The sequence below is a fragment of the Halomonas sp. AOP27-A1-41 genome, assembly GCF_052378605.1.
Classification (GTDB): Bacteria; Pseudomonadota; Gammaproteobacteria; order Pseudomonadales; family Halomonadaceae; genus Vreelandella; species Vreelandella citrativorans.
This window is the reverse complement of record NZ_JBQSXT010000011.1, coordinates 1-19563: the sequence shown is the minus strand read 5'-3', so window position 1 is coordinate 19563 and position 19563 is coordinate 1. Positions and strand designations below refer to the sequence as shown.

Genomic DNA, 19563 nt, shown 5'->3' with positions numbered 1-19563 from the left:
CTGCTCGAATTATCCTGAATCGGATCAGGTGTCTTTGCCATCCATCAGAATAAGCTGAAGTACCACTGGCTTAGTTGCTGCCAATTGGGTTAGTGGCACACATATCGCCAATCGTTTTTAGTTTCATTGCATAACGGATTGTTGTAAGCCATTGCTTACAAACGCTGTGGTCAATCGCTTACATAAAAATGGCTTGATAAAGGCTAGGGTGAAAGTGTGACGCCCAGGATCGCCGCTTTAGCACGTCGAATGCGTCACAACAGGGATGTGATTATTGGTAGTGAAAAGAGGTAGGAGTGCCAGGGATGGCAGCTCTTTTCTAGGTTTTGGCCACTGCTAGCTCTTCCCAGCGTGTGGTGTAGCGTGGTGTACGGTGCTCGCAACGCAATTCCCAAGCATTCTGTTTGCGAGGCATGCCAATCCGGACGGTATTTTTTCCGTGTTCGCGATTGAGCTTATCGAGCGTGGCCATCAATTTTTCATTACGAGCACGTTTCTCGTCACTGATCGGTTCGGCGAGCAGCCCTAGTTGTTCATTGTCGTGATCGCACAAATCAATGAGCATAATCCCGCATTTTTGGTACCAGATGTCTTTTTTAAAAATTCTTTCTAGCCCTGCCATGGCAGCTTTGATGAGCTCGCGGCTATCATCGGTGGGGTGAGGTAGCGGTATTACTAACCGTTTACTGTAGCTCGGCAGATCTTGCCGAAAGCGATTGGTGTGAACAAACACCATCAATGCCTGCGCCAAGCCGTTTTGTCGTCGTAGCTTTTCACCAGCACGTGATGCGTGCACGCGTAGGGCTTCGTGCAGATCGGTTTTGTTCGTCGTGAGCCGGCCGAAGGAGCGGGACACCATGATCTGTTTTTTTGGTTGGCTCATGTCGTCGAGTGATATGCAGTTTTCGCCCCTCAACTCATAAACCAGACGTTCCATGACCACACTGAAATGGCGCCGCAAATGCTTAGAGCTGGCGGTGCGCAGCTGCCAAGCATTCTCTATGCCTAGAGTATGAAGCCGCGCTGCACTGCGACCTGCTACCCCCCATATCTCATTAACGGGTAGCTGCTCCAGGAATTCCCGGGTGTCGCTGCTGTTAGGGTCCATCATGGCCACGCCATTGAAAACACTTTCTTTTTTAGCGCGGTGATTGGCAATTTTTGCAAGCGTTTTGCTAGTGCTTAAGCCAACGCTAACCGGAATACCTGTATCTCGCTTAACTTGCTGTCGCATTAATTGGCATCGTTCTTCTAATGTGTCTGGTTCAAAGCCCTCAAACGATAGAAATGACTCATCAATGCTATATACATCCACGTGAGGCGTATGCTGTGAGAGAACATCAGTAACGCGGCTGCTCATATCACCGTAAAGCGCATAATTTGAGCTGAGCAATGTGCATTGTCGACGAATATGCGGATCAATCTGATGGGCAGGCATTCCCATTGCCACACCTAAGTTTTTGATTTCTTGCGAACGCGCGACCACGCAGCCGTCGTTATTCGACAAAACGCCGACAGCTTGGCCTTCCAACCTGGGAGCAAAGACTCGTTCGCAGGAGACATAGAAATTATTGCAGTCGACCAAGGCAATCATACGGTGAAACCGGGTGCTAGCGGTTGGATGCTATGGGTGGCCACACCCCAATTGTGACAATCATGCCCAGTGAGAGGGATGGGCTTAAACTCTGGGTTAGAGGCCACCAAATACGGCCGACTGCCCATGATGCTTAGCTTTTTACACGTCAGCTCGCCGTCCACGCTCATGATCACGATATGGCCTGGCTGAGGATTGATAGACCGGTCGACAATTAACAACGCATTATCTTTAATGCCATCGCCTTCCATGGAGGTGCCTTTGGCTCGCAGAAAGAACGTTGCACTAGGGTGCTTAATCAAATGGGCAATAAGATCTAATTCGACCTCGACATAATCGTCTGCGGGACTCGGGAAACCAGCGCGGACTTCGCCACCCGCTAAAGGCAGCCTTAGCGGTCGAGCCATGGTGTCGACGCGTCCAAGAATGGTGAAATGCATACTCATGCCATGCTCCCCATCGCTCGCCATGTGCCTGGTAGATGCACCTCAATGTTTTCAAGCGGTGCGAGTAGCGCGTCTTGTTCAGTCCCCCAAACCGCCAACAACTGCGTACCTTCCTCTCTCAAATCATCCCGTTGAAGAGGAAATCCTCCAACGATAACTGGAAGAGTACGGGGACTACTGAATGGCCGTTGCATAGACCGTGGGTAAGTTTTCTTGCTCATAAGCGCCTCCCTATATAGCTGTTAATATATACAGTATTAAGGGCTGACAATAAGCGATCAGCCTAGTGAATCGCAAGCACTCTTCTTCATTCGTTGGTCTTATCGTGTTGGCAAGCCCACCTTATTTTGACGGTGGTTAGATGAGGGCACCGCGATTTTGGTGCGTAGGCTGACTTGGATGGCCAATTCTCGTCTATCCTGCAGCTATGTGCGGACGATTTGCTTTATTCACCCCGATACCTGAGCTGACCAAAAAGGTCGGTGCGGTTATGTCTGAGCGCGACATTCGACCGCGCTACAATGTGGCGCCGGGTACCTGGATCGCGAGCATACGGCAGGCGTCTGAGGACTCTGCTCCCACGCTTGAAGAGGTGTGGTGGGGATTTCGCCCATCGTGGGCCAAAGGGAAAGGCACGCAACCCATAAATGCGCGAGTTGAAACCGTTGCGACTAATAACTTTTTCAAATCGGCATTTGCTAAACACCGGTGCCTCGTACTCGCTGACGGATGGTACGAATGGATCAAGAACACGCCCCCTAAGCAGCCTCATTATCTGTGCCGAAGGGATCGAGAGCCCCTATACTTCGCCGCTATCTACGCAGAACGGGATGATGGAGGTCTAGGATGTGCCATTCTCACCGAGCCAGCTCGAGGCAGTGCTGCCGATGTGCATGACAGGATGCCGTTAATTTTGGACGACGACAGTCTTGAACACTGGCTTGCTACTGACCTGACGGATAAAGAGACAATCCGCAGCATGGTGCGGCATATCGATGCGGGACTAGTTGAACATTGGCCGGTTAGCACGGCTGTTAACAAACCTTCCGAGGGACAAGGTGATGAGCTGATCAATCCTCTCTAGCGTTTCTGATCTTGAGATTGATAGTTTTCCAGCGCTTTTATCTATCCGCTAGGTTGTAGCCATAGGAAGGAAGAACAAATTCAAAGTGAGGAGCCAACAAAGCTATCTCACTGGTAGGTTGAACACCGTAAGGTGGTTAGACGTTATCCATCATCGGCCGCTTATGCATGGCTAGCCTCAAGTACCACGACGATCACTTCCGCGACGGCTAACTTATTAGTATAGCCCCCAGGATAATGGACCAGAGTACATACCCAAAATAAGGGTGCCTAAGATTATGACCACGCCAACTAGTTTGCGCGAAGCTGAGATGGAAGCAAGAGCGCGTCGAGCCGTGATGGAAAGCGGCGATTGGTTAACTGTCGATGAGATATTGCAGTTGCCAGGCGTCCGCTCACGTGGTGATAGCGGTGATTTTCAACCCAGTTGTCCAAATGGCTGCACTTAAGCAGCCTTTTTATTACGCTCGATTTCCTGCACTTTCCCTGGGTTAAGCGACACTGAACCAGTGACCTCCCAGTTTCGGGTGCTGCCCGACCAGCGTTTCGGATAGCGACGCTTAGCGCTTTCATAAACCGCTTTACGACGTTCAAGGCGTTTTCGATCAACGCCACGATGCCGGTCAGCTGGCGTGACATATTGGATGCCACTGTGAAGGTGCTGTTCGTTGTAAGCCCGCTCGAACACCAACATCCATTCTCGTACCGCGCTCAGCGATGTAAAGCCCTTGGTGGGCCATGCTGGGCAGTATTTGACGGTACGGAACAGCGCTTCCGAGTAAGGGTTGTCGTTGCTTACTCTCGGTCGACTGTAAGACATCAACATCCCTAGTTCGGTTAACCTCGCTTTGAGCGTATAGGACGTCATCGGCGCGCCATTATCCGAGTGCAACACCGGCGGCTGATGCCAGCATTTCTCACGCAATAATGCACGCTCCATCAGCTGTTTAGCCAAGTCGCCCGATTCCGTCTCATGAACTTCCCAGGCAATGATTTTGCGGCTGTAGATATCCATGATCAGGTAGAGATACCAGTGCTGGCCTCGTACAACGGAGGCGCAATAGCTAATATCCCAGCTCCAAACCTGGTTCGGCCCTGTCGCCGTAAAACTGGTCGGCGCGGGTACTGTGCGGCGTGCTTTCGTACGGCCACGATGATGCTGCTGGTGATGCTTTTTCAAGACCCGATAAAACGACGATTCGGAGGCCAGATAGACGCCGTTGTCTGCCAGTAAGGGCACGATTTGAGACGGCGGCAAGCTCTGATACTCGGGACGATGACACGTGTTCAAAATGGTCTGCTTTTCCTCATGCGTCAGCTGATGCGGCTGCCTCCCTTGTGCCGCCTGTGGACGCTGATCCTCAACAACAGTGCCACACTCAGATCGCCAACGCTTTAGTGTGCGCTCGCTTACATCGATAATATCGGCTGCTTGATAGCGGGAAGCGCCCCCCATAACCGCTTCGTCAAATAGCGCGATAAGCCTTGCACGTTCGTCGAGCGGCGTTAGTCGTCCTCGCCGCTGTCGGGATCTTCGCTGTACAAGGCGTCGAGCTTTTTTGAGAGCACCAGTAACGACGTCGTCTCTGCCACTACCTTGTCTTTGCGTCGCACTTCCGCTTTGAGTTGCTTGATGGTCTTACGGTCTTCTTTACGTTGCTTTTGCGCCGCTTTTTCCTGATCTTCTTGCCGACCAGCGCCTTCGAGGCAAGCCGCTTTCCACTGTTGAATTTGCTCGGGATAAAGGCCTTTTTCGCGGCAGTAAGCGCCAAGCTCCGCCTCTGACAGGGTGGCGGTTTCGATGACCACGGCGAGCTTGGCGTCGGGCGACCATTCGCTGTCGCCTTGGGTGTAACCCGGCACAGGCACTCCTTTTACTCGACACTGTTTTAGCCAACTATACAGCGTCGCGTCAGAGATGCCTTCCTCTGTTGCTACCGATGCCACACTGTGATTATGGGGTGGTAACAACTTCTTCAGGACGGCTGCTTTACGCTCTGCAGAATAACGTGGCACAAGGACTCCATGCCGCTCCCTCTGGATTAGATTTAGGCGATATCACCAACCGGACAACAAGGCTGACAAAGGGGGATAGTGTTCATCCTGCTCAGTGGAAACAACAAGGTGATATTTTTACTATCAATGACCACGGCACCGATTACTACCCAGCGTTTGGGCTTGAGAAGGATGCTGGCTACCGACCGTATCGCGTCATGTCGAAAATCATCGACATCTTCAAAGAGGATAAAGACGGATGGGGAATGGCCTTTTGGTTTCAGTCGATAAACAGCTATCTTGGCGGGCTAAGGCCCCAGGATCTGATAGCTACAGACCCTGATCTCGTTATTGATGCCGCTCTAGATGAGGTGCGAGGAGTCACACATGGATAGTGAGTAGACCAATATGGGGTAGTGGCAATAACAATCGACACGCTTCAAACGAGCAAAAAAGATAATCAGAGCTCCCCCTAAAGGTGACTTAAGTTATTATGAAGAGCTATCCGTGGAAAGGGGCTATGTCATGTGCAATGGGTCGCCCGCTATACCCCCATAGGGCCATGCCTTTACCGGCGTTGATGTTAGTCTGAATATGCTCACGTGGGTTTAATAACCATTATTTGCGAGGCTACTCATGTCAGCATCAGCCATTTCGCCTCAAAAGCATAGGAATAATGGGCGCGACTACCTGATAGCAGAGGTAATCCATGCTTCACTAAAAGCCTGAGAAATTTGACTCCCCATCATGTATGAGTGACGCCAAAAGCAACCTAATTCACGCTCTGCCGATAAAGCGGGAGGAAGCTCCATCACTGCTAAATGATCCGGTAAATGTACATCTCTTACCCAGCCATACGGCAATAATGCATGACCATAACCTGCGGCAACTAAAGCCATTCGATGCTCAACACCAAGGCCATATGTACGAGTCAAGCCGGAGCTTAATAATTTACTTAAGCCTTCAGTAATTAGCGATGGAACAAAATCATCCTCGCTAAGTGGTAGTAATCCAGGCTCACAGAGCATAAGAGGATGGAGTTCAGGCTGAAGTTTATCGGCTCGCACTAGTAAGACAAAGTGTTCCTTGAATAAGCTTGTATATGCCATCCCCTCAGGAACCGACTGTGCTGCACTAATTAGCAAATCAATTTCACGGTTCTGTAAACGCCGTAACAGACCTTGATGCTTGCCACTAACCAACTCGACTTTAGTTTTACCTGAACGGTGAGCACAAATCTGGATAATCCGTAACAAGTTATCCGGTGCCAGTGAGGAAATCACTCCAATACGTAAGGTTTGCCCAAAGGGAAGAGCTAAGCCATCATCACGTAACCCCTCAAGCCGAGTCACGCCTTCTAAAATTACGGCGATTAAGTCTAAAACTTCCTTTCCAAAGGCAGTGGGTGTTATTTTACTCCCCCTTTCAAAAATGGGCTGTCCGAGAATTTCCTCTACTTTTTTTACTTGATAAGACAAGCCCGAGGTCGAAATACCCATGTCTATGGCCGCATAACGAAAACTACGTTTCATTGCGACGGCCTCAACTAAAAGCAAGTCACGCACAGACACTGCTGCTAGCTTGTTCGAAATTACTTCACGCACCGTCATAAACATTTCGATTCCAATTGATGAAACACTGGCTATAATATTTTTAATCAAAATGATAGTCAATCTCATTCTTAATTGGAGAGGTTATGACCTCAATACCCCGTTGCTTTGCCGTGCTAGTAGCGACAACTTTGTTATCAGGTAACTTGTCAGCGCAAGAATTTAACTTTACTGATGTAACCGGACAGGAAATTAAGTTAGAAGCCCCTCCTAGACGTATCATTACTCTGCCCAATCCAGCTGCAGCTACCTTCATCGCAATAGATGGTTCTACCGAGCTGTTAGTGGGTATGAATGAGGGCTCTAAACGAGCCTTTGAGAGCGGTATGATGAGCGTTATGTTTCCTGAAGCTGTTGATATCTCCAGTGACATTTTGTCGGAAAACGGTGGTTGGATGCCCAACGTAGAGGCCATCGCAGAACTTAAACCGGATTTAGTCATCCAGTGGGGTGAGCGCGGCGATGATATCGTAGCTCCACTTCGCAATGCAGGTTTGCCCGTTGCTCTAATGGTAGGCGGTGGCAATGCGGGTACAGAAGAGCTGGCCCGAGCCAATATGAAAATGGTGGCTGATATCACGGGTAATACTGAAAAACTGTCAAAGCTTATTGATTGGCGTGACCGTGTACAAAGTGAAATTACTACTGGTTTAAAACAAGTAGGCTTTCATGCAACACCAAGCATTTTGCATTTGCGCTCTGCCAAATCCAAGTTGACTGCTACTGGTGAGAAAAGTTATCAACAAACCTTCATCGAGCTGGTTGGCGCTAAAAATGTAGCTCAAGGAGCTGGCGTACAAAGCACTGTTAGCGTGGAACAGATTCTTGAATGGAACCCAGATATTATCTTACTTTCCGCAGCAGAGACGGATGCTGGATTAGAAGCGATATACGACGACCCATTACTTTCTCGCTTAAATGCCGCCGTACAAAAACGCGTTTATAAGACACCTCAAGGTGGATATATCTGGGATAGTGCTTCCCATGAAAGCCCCTACACATGGATGTGGCTGGCCAATCTTACTCATCCCGATATTTTCTCTTTTGACCTACGTCACGAATTAAAAGAAGGCTTCAAATTACTTTATAACTTTGACCTATCGGATGAGCAGATAGATCGAATTCTGCGTATTGCTATGAACGGCGACAGTCACGGTTATCAAGTGTTTCGTAAACAATGAACACATATACGCGATCGATTCACTCGTCCTCAGAAATGGTTGAGCCAGTTACCCTGAGCACTTGGCGTGCTAGTCATTGGCCTCTTTTGTCCCTACTGCTTATAGCGACTGTGCTAATCGGGCTATCAGTAGGTCGATACAGCGTAGCGCTAGATGAGATTGTAGCCATCCTATATGCAGCCTTACGAGGTGATAACTCACAGCATATGGATGCGTTGGTGATCTTGAATGTACGCTTGCCGCGCATATTATTGGCAGGAGTATGTGGGGCTGGGCTTGCCATCTGCGGGGTAGCCTTACAAACCTTATTTCGTAACCCTCTCGTTTCACCTAAAGTGCTAGGTTTATCCTCAGGTTCAGCATTAGGAGGATCACTGGCAATTTTGGCTGGAGTAGGGGGGCCGCTACTGATGGGGGCTACGTTTGTATCAGCATTTGCTGCTCTGTTTTTAGTAGTGCTGATTTCAAATATGGCGGGTCGTACTTTGATGACTATTGTGCTTGCTGGAATTGTTATTGATGCTTTATTTGCAGCAGGTATTTCGTTAGTTCAATATGCCGCGGATCCAGAAACGAGTTTACCTGCCATCGTCTTTTGGCTGATGGGAAGCTTTGCAACGGCGAGTTGGGAAAAATTTGCACAAACTGCTCCTATACTCATTGCCAGCATTTACCTACTGAATAGAATGCGCTATCGCATTGCTGTACTCGCTATGGGTGACGACGAAGCTAAGTCGTTTGGCATCCATGTTGCACGCTCCCGGATGATCGTCTTCGCGTTGATTTCTATCATTATCGGCGCCTGCGTAACCGCATCGGGCGTAGTGGGGTGGGTAGGACTCGTAATCCCACACTTTGCTCGTATGTTAGTAGGCGAAGATCACCGCCGGCTCTATTTCACGAGTCTTATGCTGGGTGCCACTTTCATGATTTTGACTGATACGTTGGCTCGTAGTTTAACTGCTGCAGAGATTCCTTTAGGCGTACTCACAGCTCTAGTTGGCGCCCCCGTCTTTGTGTACTTACTATGCACTCGTCGACGTGAAAGGGCTTAATCATGCAAACCGTCTTTACCTCTCATCTCAGTTTAACTGGAGCGTGCGTACGTTTTAGTGAACGTGTGATTTTTCAGGATTTAAGTTTTAACGTACAAAAGGGCGAAACGTTGGCCATTTTGGGCCCAAACGGACGCGGTAAGACTACGTTGCTAAAAGCTCTATTAGGCTCACAACGTTTAGATCAAGGACAACGGCAGGTACCCCACCTCATCGGCTATGTACCTCAATACCAATACGGTAGTGAAAACCATTGTTGCCTCGATGTGGTACTCATGGCACGAGCCGCCTTGCTTCCCATGTTCAGCCTTCCTTCACAGCGGGATCGTAAGCTAGCTCTTGAAGCATTGGAAAAAGTAGGCGGAGGGCATTTTGCTTATCGTTTATATGGCTCTCTATCCGGCGGCGAGCGCCAATTAGTGTTGCTTGCTCGTGCTTTAGCTACTGGTGCTGAGGTACTCATACTTGATGAGCCGGCTTCAGCTTTAGATTTAGCTAATCAGGACTTATTGCTTAACGTCTTATTCGAGTTACGCCGAGTACGTAGCCATTCGGTCGTTTTTACCACTCACCATCCGCAACACGCTCTGCATCTCGCAGACAAAGTACTGCTGATGCACACCAACGATCAGATTAAATTTGGTCCAGCTGATGAGCTGTTAACCGAGTCTGAGTTATCCCGTTTATACAACGTCAGACTACGCCGTCTAATGGTGCAAACGGGAGAACATTTTCAAAGCACAATCTGCCCGGTTTTTGGAATACGTGAACCGGATCAAGATATGCCCATTTCTTATCCTCTAAACAAAGGTAAATACAATGAGTAACGATACAATCTCCTATCTGGAAAATGGACATGAATTTACAGTCCACTTTGATGAGTTATTAAAATACCACGGTGCCGGTTATCCGGGTGGTGTAGCCCACGGGCTAAAAGTTATGCAGCGAGCCTGGCCCTTGCTAGATAATGGTCGTTTGCCTGAACGACGTGAAATTCGCTGTGTCACAGCCTTTGGAGGCCCAGGGGGTAGAGATGCGATTGAGTTTGTTACCCGCGGTCTTACTGAGGGTCGCTACATTGTTGATAACTCAGTAGGGCTCGAAGAAGAAGAGTCCCCCGGTGGTCGTTATTACTTCCGTTTCGAGTACCGTGGCACCGCTGTTGAAATCACCATCCGTCCCGGACACGTACGCCCCGAGTTCATTCAGTTAGCACGCAAGAAAGACCGCTCACCAGAAGAAGAGATCATTTTGGCTGAAATGAAGCTCGAAATGGGAGAACGCTTGTTAGTCCAGCCCGCAGAAGATATTTACAACGCTACCGTATTATCGTAATAAGTCATAGCCATGAGTCAAGAACGTCAAACTTGGCTCGGGCTACTTGCCCGAGCTAACCGAGATTATCTGGAAAATATCTGGGCTACTTACAATCCGGGTGTGCCTATACAAAAACTCGCTGGCCCTGAAACGGGGTTGGTGCAGCTCAATACACAAGCTTGTAAGGCCTCAGTGTCATTTCAGTTTGGTGAGGCTTCTTGTACTCGCTGCGTAATCGCTATTGGGAAAATTCAAGGTTACGCAGTACATTTGGGCTCCGATCTACGCAAAGCGGAGTTAGCGGCCTATCTAGACGCCTTTCTACAAACGGCCCCCTCCCACCAACGTGAGCTGGTGCTGCACCCTATACGCCAACAGTTAGAGCTAAAAAAGGCTGAGAGGGAGCAGCTGACGGCTGCTACTTCTGTACGTTTCTACACCACACAAAAAACTTAGAATCATGAAAATACCTTTACGATCTGAGCACAGACATGACGATGAGTTACATCGGCAGACGCGTACTTATCGGCGACTACTGCATGCCTTTGGTTACCCAATGCGCATACAGCAACTAGAAGAGCGTGCTATTCATTGCATCGTTGACTGCCTTCTAGACAGCCAAACGACGGTAGCTATTGAGGTGGAAAATAAGGAATTAACAAGCCGTATTTTGAATACAGGCGCAACCTTGAGCCAAACTCCCGAATGGGTTTTTGCAGGTTCTCAACGGCATCACTTACAACATATTCCAGCAGGAAGCCGTGAGGCGCCTGAAAGTGGGGCAACCCTTGTCATGGAAATAGCCGCCATATCACCTACAAACGGGGGGCTTGCTATACGAGCCACCGGTGCAGGACTCAACAAACCACACACTTTATATTTTTCAGGGTTACATCAAAATGTAGTCATTGATCATATTGCTTTTCGTGCCGATTACCCGCGTGGAGTGGACCTACTACTATGCGCTGACACGCAGCTGGTTGTATTACCACGTCACTTAACTTTGGAGATCATTTAATGTACGTACCAGTAAAGGGTGGTGAACAAGCAATTGCTGCTTCCCGTATAGCCGTAGAACGGAGTCGCCGAGGCGACGACACAATCCCCGAGATTGAAATTAATCAAATCATGGCACAAATGTCGTTAGCTCTTGATCGGATCATGAGTGAGGGGGGCTTATACGATCGACGTTTTGCTGCTATTGCCTTTAAGCAAGCTCAGGGAGACATTGCCGAAGCGGTATTTCTCGTACGTGCTCATCGCGCGCAATTAGCCAATTTTGGCTCAAGCCAAAACATAGATCTAAAAACAATGCATTACAGTCGCCACATTTCCGCCACGCAAAAAGAGTTGGCTGGAGGGCAAATTTTAGGCGCCACTTACGACTACACCCACCGCTTACTGAATATGGATTTAGAACACTCTCGCCCTCAGTGCGAGTTACCTAAATCAGTGATAACAGCTCCCTCATCGCCCTCTAGCTCTGAGCCACTGTACGCAGATCTTATCCGCACCGAAATATCTAAAGCTCCGATAGACATTACGCGAACTGTTTTGCCTTCTTTACCTGATCCTTGCGAGCGTCTCGCTCATCTCGCTCGTGGCGAAGAAGGCTACTTAACTGGATTAGCTTACGAGAGTTTGCGTAAAGCCTCAACGAGTCATCCCTATGTAGCGCAATTAATGAGAGGGAGCGTTGAAATATTCGTAGAGCTGGAAGACCTCAATTTAACCGTATCCATTGGTGAGGTTGAGTTAACTGCCTGCACTACTGTGGCTCCAAATTTTAGCTCATCTCCACATTTAGAAGCGGGTTTTGGTATTGCTTTTGGAGCTAACGAGCGTAAAGCCGTCGCCATGGCAATCGTAGATCAGCACTTTAAAATTGAGGGTGCTACCAGTGATGCACTCATGCATACCGACGGAGTCGCTGCATCCGGCTATGTCAGCCATTTGAAATTACCTCATTACTCTGACTTTGATGCTGATTTAGCGCGTTTACGCCGAGTTCAGGCTAAGGAGGAAATATGAATTATGCCTACCTTGATCTACCGTCCAAACAAGAAATACGTCGTAAAACCCTAAAAGCACTCTGTCTACCTGGACGTCAAATACCTTTCTCAGCTCCTGAGCTACCCATTGCCTATGGTTGGGGGGTAGGAGGCATGGCTATTACCGCTGCCTTATTAGAACCGAATGACACGTTAAAGGTAGTCGATCATGGTTCGGATGATACCGTTAATGCCCTGAATATCGCGGATTTTTTTACTAAAACGGCAAACATATCAATTACGACAACAAGCTCAAAGGCTACTCTCATTCAAACGCGTCAGCGAGTCCCTGAAAGCCCGTTGCGGGAAGAGCAAATTGTGGTGTACCAAGTTCCTCGACCTGACCCTCTACGTGGATTTATTAATGATGCGGCCGAAGCACTGACACGGCACGCACATCATGATTACGGTGTCGTGTTAAGCGCTCTATTTGAAACATGGTTGCAACAAGATGAGGCGTGCTTAGGATACGACCACCCTGTGATTGTTAATGATGGGGTCTTAATGTCACCGTCGCCTATTCCTGCTATGGATAACCCCCGCATGGCGATGATGCCTGCTATTCAGATTTTTGGCGCCGCACGCGAGCGACGAATTTATGCATTGCCTGCCTATACACCCTTAGCAAACTTAGCTTTTGTTGACCTGCCTGCTAGCCTGAAAAAAGTCGATACAGCATGTTGTATCTGCGGCTCATCTATTCATTATTTGGATAATATTGGTACGTCAAACACCCCCCATTGGGTATGTTCCGACTCCGAAGCATGCAAGGAGCGCGCTCATGTTTAGCTTGCCAGATCCCGTGCTGACAGCACAGGCTATCTCACTTGAAATAGCTGGGCACCGTATTTTGTCGGATTGTCACCTCAAGCTTTATCCTTCCGAGGTTCTCGCTTTAGTCGGCCCCTCAGGTGCTGGAAAATCAAGTCTTCTGAATATACTTGCTGGACGACAGCTATCTAACAACTGTCAGGCTCTTTCCCTTTTAGGCCAGGATTTACTACGTACCAGTCTTTATCAAACTAACCTTTTACGTCGGCGGGCGTGTGGCTATGTGGCTCAGGATGCCAGCACAACCCTAAACCTGAGACAAAGTGCCGCCACTAATATCGTACGTCGTCTTTTTGATTTAGGTGACAACCGTGCGGTTGATGCACTCAAACAAGCACAAAAATGGGGCCAGCGACTTGGTTTATGTCCAGAACGATTACATGAGCCAGTGAAGAACTTTTCGGGAGGGATGCGCCAACGCGTACAAATCGCTGCGGCCATGATCCATCAGCCGAGCATTTTATTTTTAGATGAACCCACTGCTGGTCTCGACTCAGTCGCTCAAGCAGATTTTTTAGATGTGCTCTCTAATTTGAGAAACCAAACACAGACTGCCATGGTGTTTGTGACTCATGACTTACGTCTAGCTCGACTCATTGCTGATCGGGCCATCGTGATGGATCAAGGCCGCATCGTCAGCGAATCCATTATGGATCGTTTGCTTACTGAGCCTGAGCATCTCATCGCCCAAGCTCTTGTTAAGGCAATGATTTAATGAATAAACCAACTGTGATTTTGCAGTATGAAGGCAATGGCATACATCATGGGCCACTTCGCATAACGGCACAAACAGGGCAGATCGTACAGATCTGGGGAGCGTCAGGCTCAGGAAAATCGACTTTGCTCTCACGAATTTGGGGAAGTCGAAGCTTAGGAACGGCACACTTGTGCATACGAACCCACGATCAGCAGTTCACACCAAGCACAATGACACCCGCCCACTTTGCATTTCTACGCTCACGATTAATGTCGTACGTAGGGCAACATCCTACCGTACTACCTCGCGAAAAACTTGTGGATTGGTTTGCTCTAGTCCCCACAAAGACAGTACTCGACGGACTAAGACTGCTGGACCTCTCTCCTAGCTTACTCTCTCGCTATGCCTGTGATGTCTCTGGTGGTGAACTACAGCGTTTTATGTTGCTTCACGCTTATTTTTCTTCTCCTCCAATCTTACTTTTAGATGAGCCCTGTACAGGATTGGATCCAGAGCGTAGTCATCAGGTGAGCACGCTTTTATTACAGGCTAAAGCCGCTCAGAAACTGGTTATTTACACCAGTCATACGAGTGCCAGTTGGGTGGATCAGTCAATCTCTTTAGACGGTTAAACCGTCTACATTTAATTTAACCTGGAAAAGTACTCATAATGAAAAAAATTTTATTGGGATCTGCGTTGAGTGTAGGTTGCCTAAACTTCGTTCATGCCGATACCTCAGTCACACTGGTAATCCCCCCACCAAACCGTAGTGCTTTAAAGTAGAATTTCTCGCAAAGGAAATTCAATGAAAAAGTCTCCCGCTTTGGCTGAGTGAGCGGCTTATTAATGCCTACGCCATACAACATTTAATAAAAAAGAGGAGGGCCAAAAAGAAAAAAAATCTCACGGCAGTGTAAAAACAAACTCAAAAAGATAAATCAGGGAGTAAACATGTTGTTGAACAACAAAAAATGCCATGGCATTTCTACATTGGCACTAGTAGCAGGTTTAGGGTTTTCAGGAACCACACAGGCATTCAATGTGTATGAAGACGGAGAAACTTACTTTGACCTATATGGCCGTATACACTTGACGTTAAACAACGATGACGGTAACGACTATATTAGTGAAGAAGGTTCACGCCTTGGCTTTAAAGCTGGACATAGGATAAATCCTAAGCTAGAGGGTTTTATAAGAGCCGAGTTTAGATTCACCGCTAATGATCGTGACGAGGCACGGCCTAACGTCATTGATGATATAAGGAACACATATGTAGGGCTACGATTTGAAGACGTCGGAGCCGTAAAGGTTGGTAACTTTGACTCCATCTATTATCAGAACATATCCAAGGTTATCAATGTAAGAAATACTGTGGATTGGCGAGCCTTGGCAAAAGGTGGTGCCCGCGCCCGTGGAAACTCTATCTCTTTTGAATCCCAAAGTTTCGATGGCTTCAGCCTGGGTGTCGCTGGAAAGCTCGATCCAGAAGATGAAGATGCAGGTGAAGAAGAAACACTTAACCTAATGGGATATGTAGCCTATGAAACAGGCCCGGTACGTTTTGCCGCTGGCTATGATGAAGCAGAAGGTGATGATGATGCTCTACTCGGGGCAAGCGTAACCTACAAAATATCTCCACAGCTAAGTGTCGGTGCGTTATTTGAAGAGCAGGGAGATATTCGTCATTATGGTATAGCACCCGTTTTTAGTTACTCAGAAGGCAAAATATACGGGAACGTCAGCTATATGGAAAATAGTGACATGAATTTGAGTGACGTCCAATACGTTGCGGGTGGCAGCTACCGGCTTAGTGATCCAATGTTTGTATATTTAGAATATGCTAGCAGTACAGATAGGGAGATCAATGCGATTGATAAGGATTGGTGGGCTTTAGGGGTTCGATACGATTTCTAAGTTTCACAGAGCCCATTAATACAGTTATCAGCGCTGCGTTGGGTTCTAGGTGACGAATGGGATATGTTGGACACCTAAGTTAACGAAGCATTACAGATAGATAGTTAGGTGCTTGTTGCCAGAAAGGCACGCATGCGCACTCATAAACCGTTAAATTTAGGGGGTTTTGTGCCTGAATGGGCTATTAGATTCTTTGATTCGATCTCATCTGTAACATCAGCAGCTAGAGCACTAGGTACGGTTTTGCTTGTTCTATTGCTCTGGAGGCCAGCCTCAAAACTATTCTCTAATATTGGCTTTCCCGATGATTACATAATTCTTTTCCTGACAGTTGGAGCGTTCTCCGTTTCATACCTTGTAGTCAGGTTGCTTGAAATTGGATGTCTCAAGATCTTAAGTTTGCAGAATGATCGAAAGGCTAGTTTAAGAAAAGAGAGAGATCTGGCCAACTTTAAAAAAAAGGTGAGAATGACCCTGCCACACCTCAATCCCAAAGAACTCAGAGTTCTTCGGGAATTGGTTGAATCAGAGCAGCGCATGGATATCCGGGAAAAGGAAGTTAGCTGGCTGAGCAAATCGGGTTGGATCACAAAAATACATCAAGCACCCGCTGCTGAGTTTTTTTCCAGCTGAGCCCTGTAGTACGTCCACTTTTTATTGAGTTCGAAAAAAATCGTTTTAAGGGGATGGTGAATCAAACGATTTCTAATCTTACTGAACCGCAGCGAAATTTTTTGGAGCTTTTTTGGCAAGAGCCGATAATTCATGGCACAAGGGAAAGCCAAAATTCAATGCCTTACAAAATCTACCATGCTGGCTTGGGATTAGTCACTGTACTTGGACTTTCAAAATCAGAATGGCGAGAAGGTGGACACCTGTGCGAGCGATTTGCACTTAATAACTATGCAAAGTCGAGATTGGAAGATGAGGTTTATGGTATTCCTCCTGTTCGGATTGAAGTTGATCTGAACCTCGAATATGTAGAAGGTCCCGGTTCCTCAGGTGGTGGAGCGCGAGGTCGGATTTAACAATCACAGGCATCAGTATTGACCACTAGAGCGAATAGCCAATTTGATGCGAATAAAAAAATGGCAAAGGTGTGGCAGCCTGTCAGCGATAACAAATGGTTATCATGCGAATTATCATAGGGCTCACATTGGCCAAGCTCTACACCTTACATTCCTATTTGCGCTTCAAGCTTTTTTACATGGTACCGCACAGTTCCCGTGCTCATAGGCTGCATACGGCTTCTGCCAGCAAAGATAAAAGCCTCAGGGTCGATTCCCAACTGATCTACCTTCATTAAATGAGGCAGCGGCCCGAGGAGCTCGTAGCGCTCATCATCCACAGTAATGAACACCTTTCGGCTGGATTGCACAACGTGTGCACAGCGAAGCATAAGTACCTTTTTTAATGGCAACTGATAAAGCATTGAAATTGCTGCAGGCATTAAAGCTTTAGCTTCGCGCTCGTTCGGTGTTGAAACAAGCTTTTCCATTACTGCCTTAATTTTTTTAACGTGTTGCTTATTGCTTATCCCTTTATTTTTTTTCTCAGGTAACACGAGATTAACGGCGTATTTATCTTTGGCAAAGGTTCTGAAAACAGCTAAGGAAGCACAATGCCCTGGCTTTTTCTTAGCATGAGATACGATAGCTTCTTCGGGAAGTTCCTGAATGGAAGATACCTTGGCTGACATCAATAGCTCTATAGCTGCTCGCAGATAGTTCCTAACAGTCAAAGGTTTGATTGGTGTCTCTTTGTAAGTAACTCTCTCACTCAATTCTTTTGCATAGTCGACGACCTCACGATGCCAAGGCTGCTTCTCATAACATTGCAAAATATCATTAATCCTCTTATTTTCAATCGCTTGCTCTTTCTCTTCGTTATCCCACTCTATGCCTAGTTTTTCTACTAAGAAATTCACCACATGAAAAGAACGGCGAAGCTTTTCAGCTCCAAATAAATTGAATAAGTGTTGCTGATCAATATCTCTGACGGACAAAGTATTCCGTTCGAGTATGACCAAAAAACGCGCATAACTATCTATTCGCGTCGTCATATTTCCCGCTTGCCTAGGAAGCCTTTCCCAAGAGCAAAACTCAAGAAATAGCGCTCTACACCAAGAAGCTTCAAATAACTCAAGGTTCAGCATTATTCGTCGGTCTAAACGGCGTTTTAAAGAACAGTCTTGGCAAGGGGCGTTGCCACCACCGGGAGTATCTGCTCCACAGTCAGGACATGAGTGAGTTTTTGGATATGGCCCGCTGCAATCTCTACAAACAGCTCGTCCTTCAACATCATATTGATGGAGCTGACGATATTTCCGACAAACCGAGCAGGTTACAAATGCGCAGGCCTTCCTTTCGCATGCCTGGCAGATAATCTCTGAAAGTTCACCATTAGTGATGCGTGAATATCTGCTAGAAAGACATCCACAACGGGAACAGGTATGTTCCTCTCGCCCATGCGGAGCGCAGCTTTTGCAAAACGCAGCGTGACCAATAAGATAACCGGCTCTCGGCAGCGGCTTATCGCAGCGCGCGCAGACACGGTGCAGCCTGAGGCACTCACCGCAGACCGGGTTCTCTTCATACTTATGGGCTCGCACTGACTCGCCGCATTTAGTGCAAGTCTTCTTCTTAAACTCACGGGCATAACATGTCGAGCAGTAAGCGCTCCCTTTGTAGCGCCTTTGCGCCTTAAGCATGGATCGACCACAGTCATCACACTGCAAGTGGGGCTTATGACTCACAAAAATGGGTATCCTAAAAAACTTAATATATGTCGAGCTCTTTCCTGGCGGAACTGTACAAGCTCAGTTCGTCGGCACCGATTTAGACAAGGGCCTTTTGGCTGCTGATTCGTGCTGCGCGTTCTTCGTACCCCCACAGGCAGATATGACAACTGCTCAGCAAAAAAAGCAGGCATTATAGATTTTATGAATGTCCTCTGAGTTAGACCAAGCACACTTGAACCTTCTTGGAATGACGATGGCCAATCAAGAAGCCAATATGCCAAGGTTTCCAAAATTGCAGTCCTATAGGCAACACGCTGATGCTCATACAAGCAACGCTGATTTGAAGGACGATGGAAGGGTTTCAAGTCGTAATGATGCCTCAGTCGATCATGCTGTAGCGAATTAGCGAGCACGCCTGCCATTACCCGAATGACACTCAGAGCTTCCGGACTGGTGGACGCTTGTGGGAGCAAGTTAGTCGGAGTTCCATTCGCTAATTTCAGTAGCTGGGATTGAAGAGCTAACACTAATGGAGAACAGCACAAGGTTGGTAACTTGCGAGAAAGAAGCGACACCCCACATACCGTACAGCGATCCATTCTTTGCACGGTACTTAGATGTGGCATCAATGGCGCATCACAACGTGGGCAAGCATCGCTCATCATGGCGCCATGGTAAGGACAAACAACCATAAACCCTAAACGCCAGTCACGATAATAGATGGCCCCATAATCCTTGAAGCATTCGGAACAATATTGGAGGCCGTGCTGGGTACGTACCTTGTTAGATATCCCCGCTGACAGAAGAAAGGGGACATTTCCCTGACGATGAATTTTTACCAAACTCTGCTCAATTGAACGTAATGTCATCCTTTCGACTGACGCAACATCAAAACCTGAGTGGCGCGACACGGTATAGAGCAGCTCATCACTGGCACTACGATCAATGTCACGGCTCCAGATAGGAATAGATGGAGCCCAGTAATTAGCAAACCGATAGGGGGTCAGGCCGTGAGCAAAGGCGCTACGCATCAACCACGAAGTAAACA

At 47.7% G+C, this 19563-nt stretch carries 22 protein-coding genes; 16 read left to right on the top strand and 6 right to left on the bottom strand.

The window, feature by feature from the left end; genetic code table 11:
* Positions 1-319: 319 nt before the first annotated feature.
* Together ACT3TC_RS09005 and ACT3TC_RS09000 are read right to left on the bottom strand one after the other, a co-directional pair.
* Entirely contained in the window at positions 320-1594 is a 1275-nt protein-coding gene (locus ACT3TC_RS09005; RefSeq protein WP_096277112.1) for a Y-family DNA polymerase, read from the bottom strand.
* Positions 1591-2040, bottom strand: coding sequence for a LexA family protein (locus tag ACT3TC_RS09000; protein WP_225734540.1), 450 nt, complete (start codon positions 2038-2040; stop codon positions 1591-1593). Before ACT3TC_RS09000 ends, ACT3TC_RS09005 begins: the two co-directional genes overlap by 4 nt.
* A gap of 427 nt (positions 2041-2467) precedes the next feature.
* Between ACT3TC_RS09000 and ACT3TC_RS08995 the strand changes: the two genes are divergently transcribed.
* The gene (locus tag ACT3TC_RS08995; RefSeq protein ID WP_096277108.1) at positions 2468-3124 is read left to right on the top strand and encodes an SOS response-associated peptidase; all 657 of its coding nucleotides are present in this window, start codon (positions 2468-2470) and stop codon (positions 3122-3124) included.
* Between the two features lie 277 nt (positions 3125-3401).
* A complete protein-coding gene (locus ACT3TC_RS08990; RefSeq protein WP_444639797.1) occupies positions 3402-3572 on the top strand; it encodes a hypothetical protein in 171 nt (56 codons plus the stop codon).
* On the opposite strand, the gene ACT3TC_RS08985 is transcribed toward ACT3TC_RS08990, so the two are convergent.
* A protein-coding gene (locus ACT3TC_RS08985) for an IS3 family transposase (protein WP_233926273.1) occupies positions 3569-5139 on the bottom strand; the annotation gives its coding sequence in 2 pieces (ribosomal slippage) (positions 3569-4686 and positions 4686-5139; 1572 coding nt in all). The genes ACT3TC_RS08990 and ACT3TC_RS08985 overlap by 4 nt on opposite strands.
* Here ACT3TC_RS08985 and ACT3TC_RS08980 point away from each other — a divergent pair.
* Positions 5133-5513, top strand: coding sequence for a hypothetical protein (locus ACT3TC_RS08980; RefSeq protein ID WP_226938656.1), 381 nt, complete (start codon positions 5133-5135; stop codon positions 5511-5513). The genes ACT3TC_RS08985 and ACT3TC_RS08980 overlap by 7 nt on opposite strands.
* Before the next feature lie 291 nt (positions 5514-5804).
* On the opposite strand, the gene ACT3TC_RS08975 is transcribed toward ACT3TC_RS08980, so the two are convergent.
* A complete protein-coding gene (locus tag ACT3TC_RS08975) occupies positions 5805-6791 on the bottom strand; it encodes a LysR family transcriptional regulator (protein ID WP_225734538.1) in 987 nt (328 codons plus the stop codon).
* 23 nt (positions 6792-6814) lie between these two features.
* Between ACT3TC_RS08975 and ACT3TC_RS08970 the strand changes: the two genes are divergently transcribed.
* From ACT3TC_RS08970 to ACT3TC_RS08910, 13 genes are all read left to right on the top strand, one after another.
* The gene (locus tag ACT3TC_RS08970; protein WP_096277102.1) at positions 6815-7909 is read left to right on the top strand and encodes an ABC transporter substrate-binding protein; all 1095 of its coding nucleotides are present in this window, start codon (positions 6815-6817) and stop codon (positions 7907-7909) included.
* Positions 7906-8964 (top strand): FecCD family ABC transporter permease, encoded by a 1059-nt coding sequence (locus ACT3TC_RS08965; RefSeq protein ID WP_096277100.1) that lies wholly within the window; start codon positions 7906-7908, stop codon positions 8962-8964. Before ACT3TC_RS08970 ends, ACT3TC_RS08965 begins: the two co-directional genes overlap by 4 nt.
* Positions 8965-8966: 2 nt before the next feature.
* Entirely contained in the window at positions 8967-9791 is an 825-nt protein-coding gene (locus ACT3TC_RS08960; RefSeq protein WP_016239116.1) for an ABC transporter ATP-binding protein, read from the top strand.
* On the top strand, positions 9784-10299 hold the full coding sequence (locus tag ACT3TC_RS08955; protein ID WP_019282989.1) for a hypothetical protein: 516 nt from the start codon (positions 9784-9786) through the stop codon (positions 10297-10299). Before ACT3TC_RS08960 ends, ACT3TC_RS08955 begins: the two co-directional genes overlap by 8 nt.
* A 12-nt stretch (positions 10300-10311) precedes the next feature.
* The gene (gene phnG / locus ACT3TC_RS08950) at positions 10312-10737 is read left to right on the top strand and encodes a phosphonate C-P lyase system protein PhnG (protein ID WP_081194694.1); all 426 of its coding nucleotides are present in this window, start codon (positions 10312-10314) and stop codon (positions 10735-10737) included.
* Positions 10738-10741: 4 nt separating this feature from the next.
* Positions 10742-11299, top strand: a complete 558-nt coding sequence (gene phnH, locus ACT3TC_RS08945; protein ID WP_048766753.1) for a phosphonate C-P lyase system protein PhnH — start codon at positions 10742-10744, stop codon at positions 11297-11299.
* Complete coding sequence (locus ACT3TC_RS08940; protein ID WP_016239120.1) at positions 11299-12312, top strand: carbon-phosphorus lyase complex subunit PhnI; 1014 nt, start codon at positions 11299-11301, stop codon at positions 12310-12312. The genes phnH and ACT3TC_RS08940 overlap by 1 nt, the downstream gene beginning before the upstream one ends.
* Positions 12309-13121 carry an alpha-D-ribose 1-methylphosphonate 5-phosphate C-P-lyase PhnJ gene (locus ACT3TC_RS08935; RefSeq protein ID WP_048766754.1) on the top strand — a complete coding sequence of 271 codons (813 nt, stop codon included), beginning with the start codon at positions 12309-12311 and terminating at the stop codon, positions 13119-13121. The genes ACT3TC_RS08940 and ACT3TC_RS08935 overlap by 4 nt, the downstream gene beginning before the upstream one ends.
* Positions 13114-13878, top strand: a complete 765-nt coding sequence (locus tag ACT3TC_RS08930) for an ATP-binding cassette domain-containing protein (protein WP_016239122.1) — start codon at positions 13114-13116, stop codon at positions 13876-13878. The genes ACT3TC_RS08935 and ACT3TC_RS08930 overlap by 8 nt, the downstream gene beginning before the upstream one ends.
* Complete coding sequence (locus tag ACT3TC_RS08925; RefSeq protein ID WP_016239123.1) at positions 13878-14492, top strand: ATP-binding cassette domain-containing protein; 615 nt, start codon at positions 13878-13880, stop codon at positions 14490-14492. The genes ACT3TC_RS08930 and ACT3TC_RS08925 overlap by 1 nt, the downstream gene beginning before the upstream one ends.
* A 320-nt stretch (positions 14493-14812) precedes the next feature.
* Positions 14813-15775, top strand: coding sequence for a porin (locus ACT3TC_RS08920; RefSeq protein ID WP_086961201.1), 963 nt, complete (start codon positions 14813-14815; stop codon positions 15773-15775).
* 132 nt (positions 15776-15907) lie between these two features.
* A complete protein-coding gene (locus ACT3TC_RS08915; RefSeq protein WP_141393022.1) occupies positions 15908-16408 on the top strand; it encodes a hypothetical protein in 501 nt (166 codons plus the stop codon).
* A gap of 56 nt (positions 16409-16464) precedes the next feature.
* Positions 16465-16803 carry a hypothetical protein gene (locus ACT3TC_RS08910; RefSeq protein WP_141393021.1) on the top strand — a complete coding sequence of 113 codons (339 nt, stop codon included), beginning with the start codon at positions 16465-16467 and terminating at the stop codon, positions 16801-16803.
* Between the two features lie 146 nt (positions 16804-16949).
* Here ACT3TC_RS08910 and ACT3TC_RS08905 read toward each other — a convergent pair whose 3' ends face one another.
* Both ACT3TC_RS08905 and ACT3TC_RS08900 read right to left on the bottom strand, forming a co-directional pair.
* Entirely contained in the window at positions 16950-17837 is an 888-nt protein-coding gene (locus ACT3TC_RS08905; RefSeq protein ID WP_096277095.1) for a hypothetical protein, read from the bottom strand.
* Between the two features lie 689 nt (positions 17838-18526).
* The coding region (locus ACT3TC_RS08900) for a TniQ family protein (protein ID WP_444639796.1) at positions 18527-19563 on the bottom strand (1037 nt) is incomplete at its 5' end.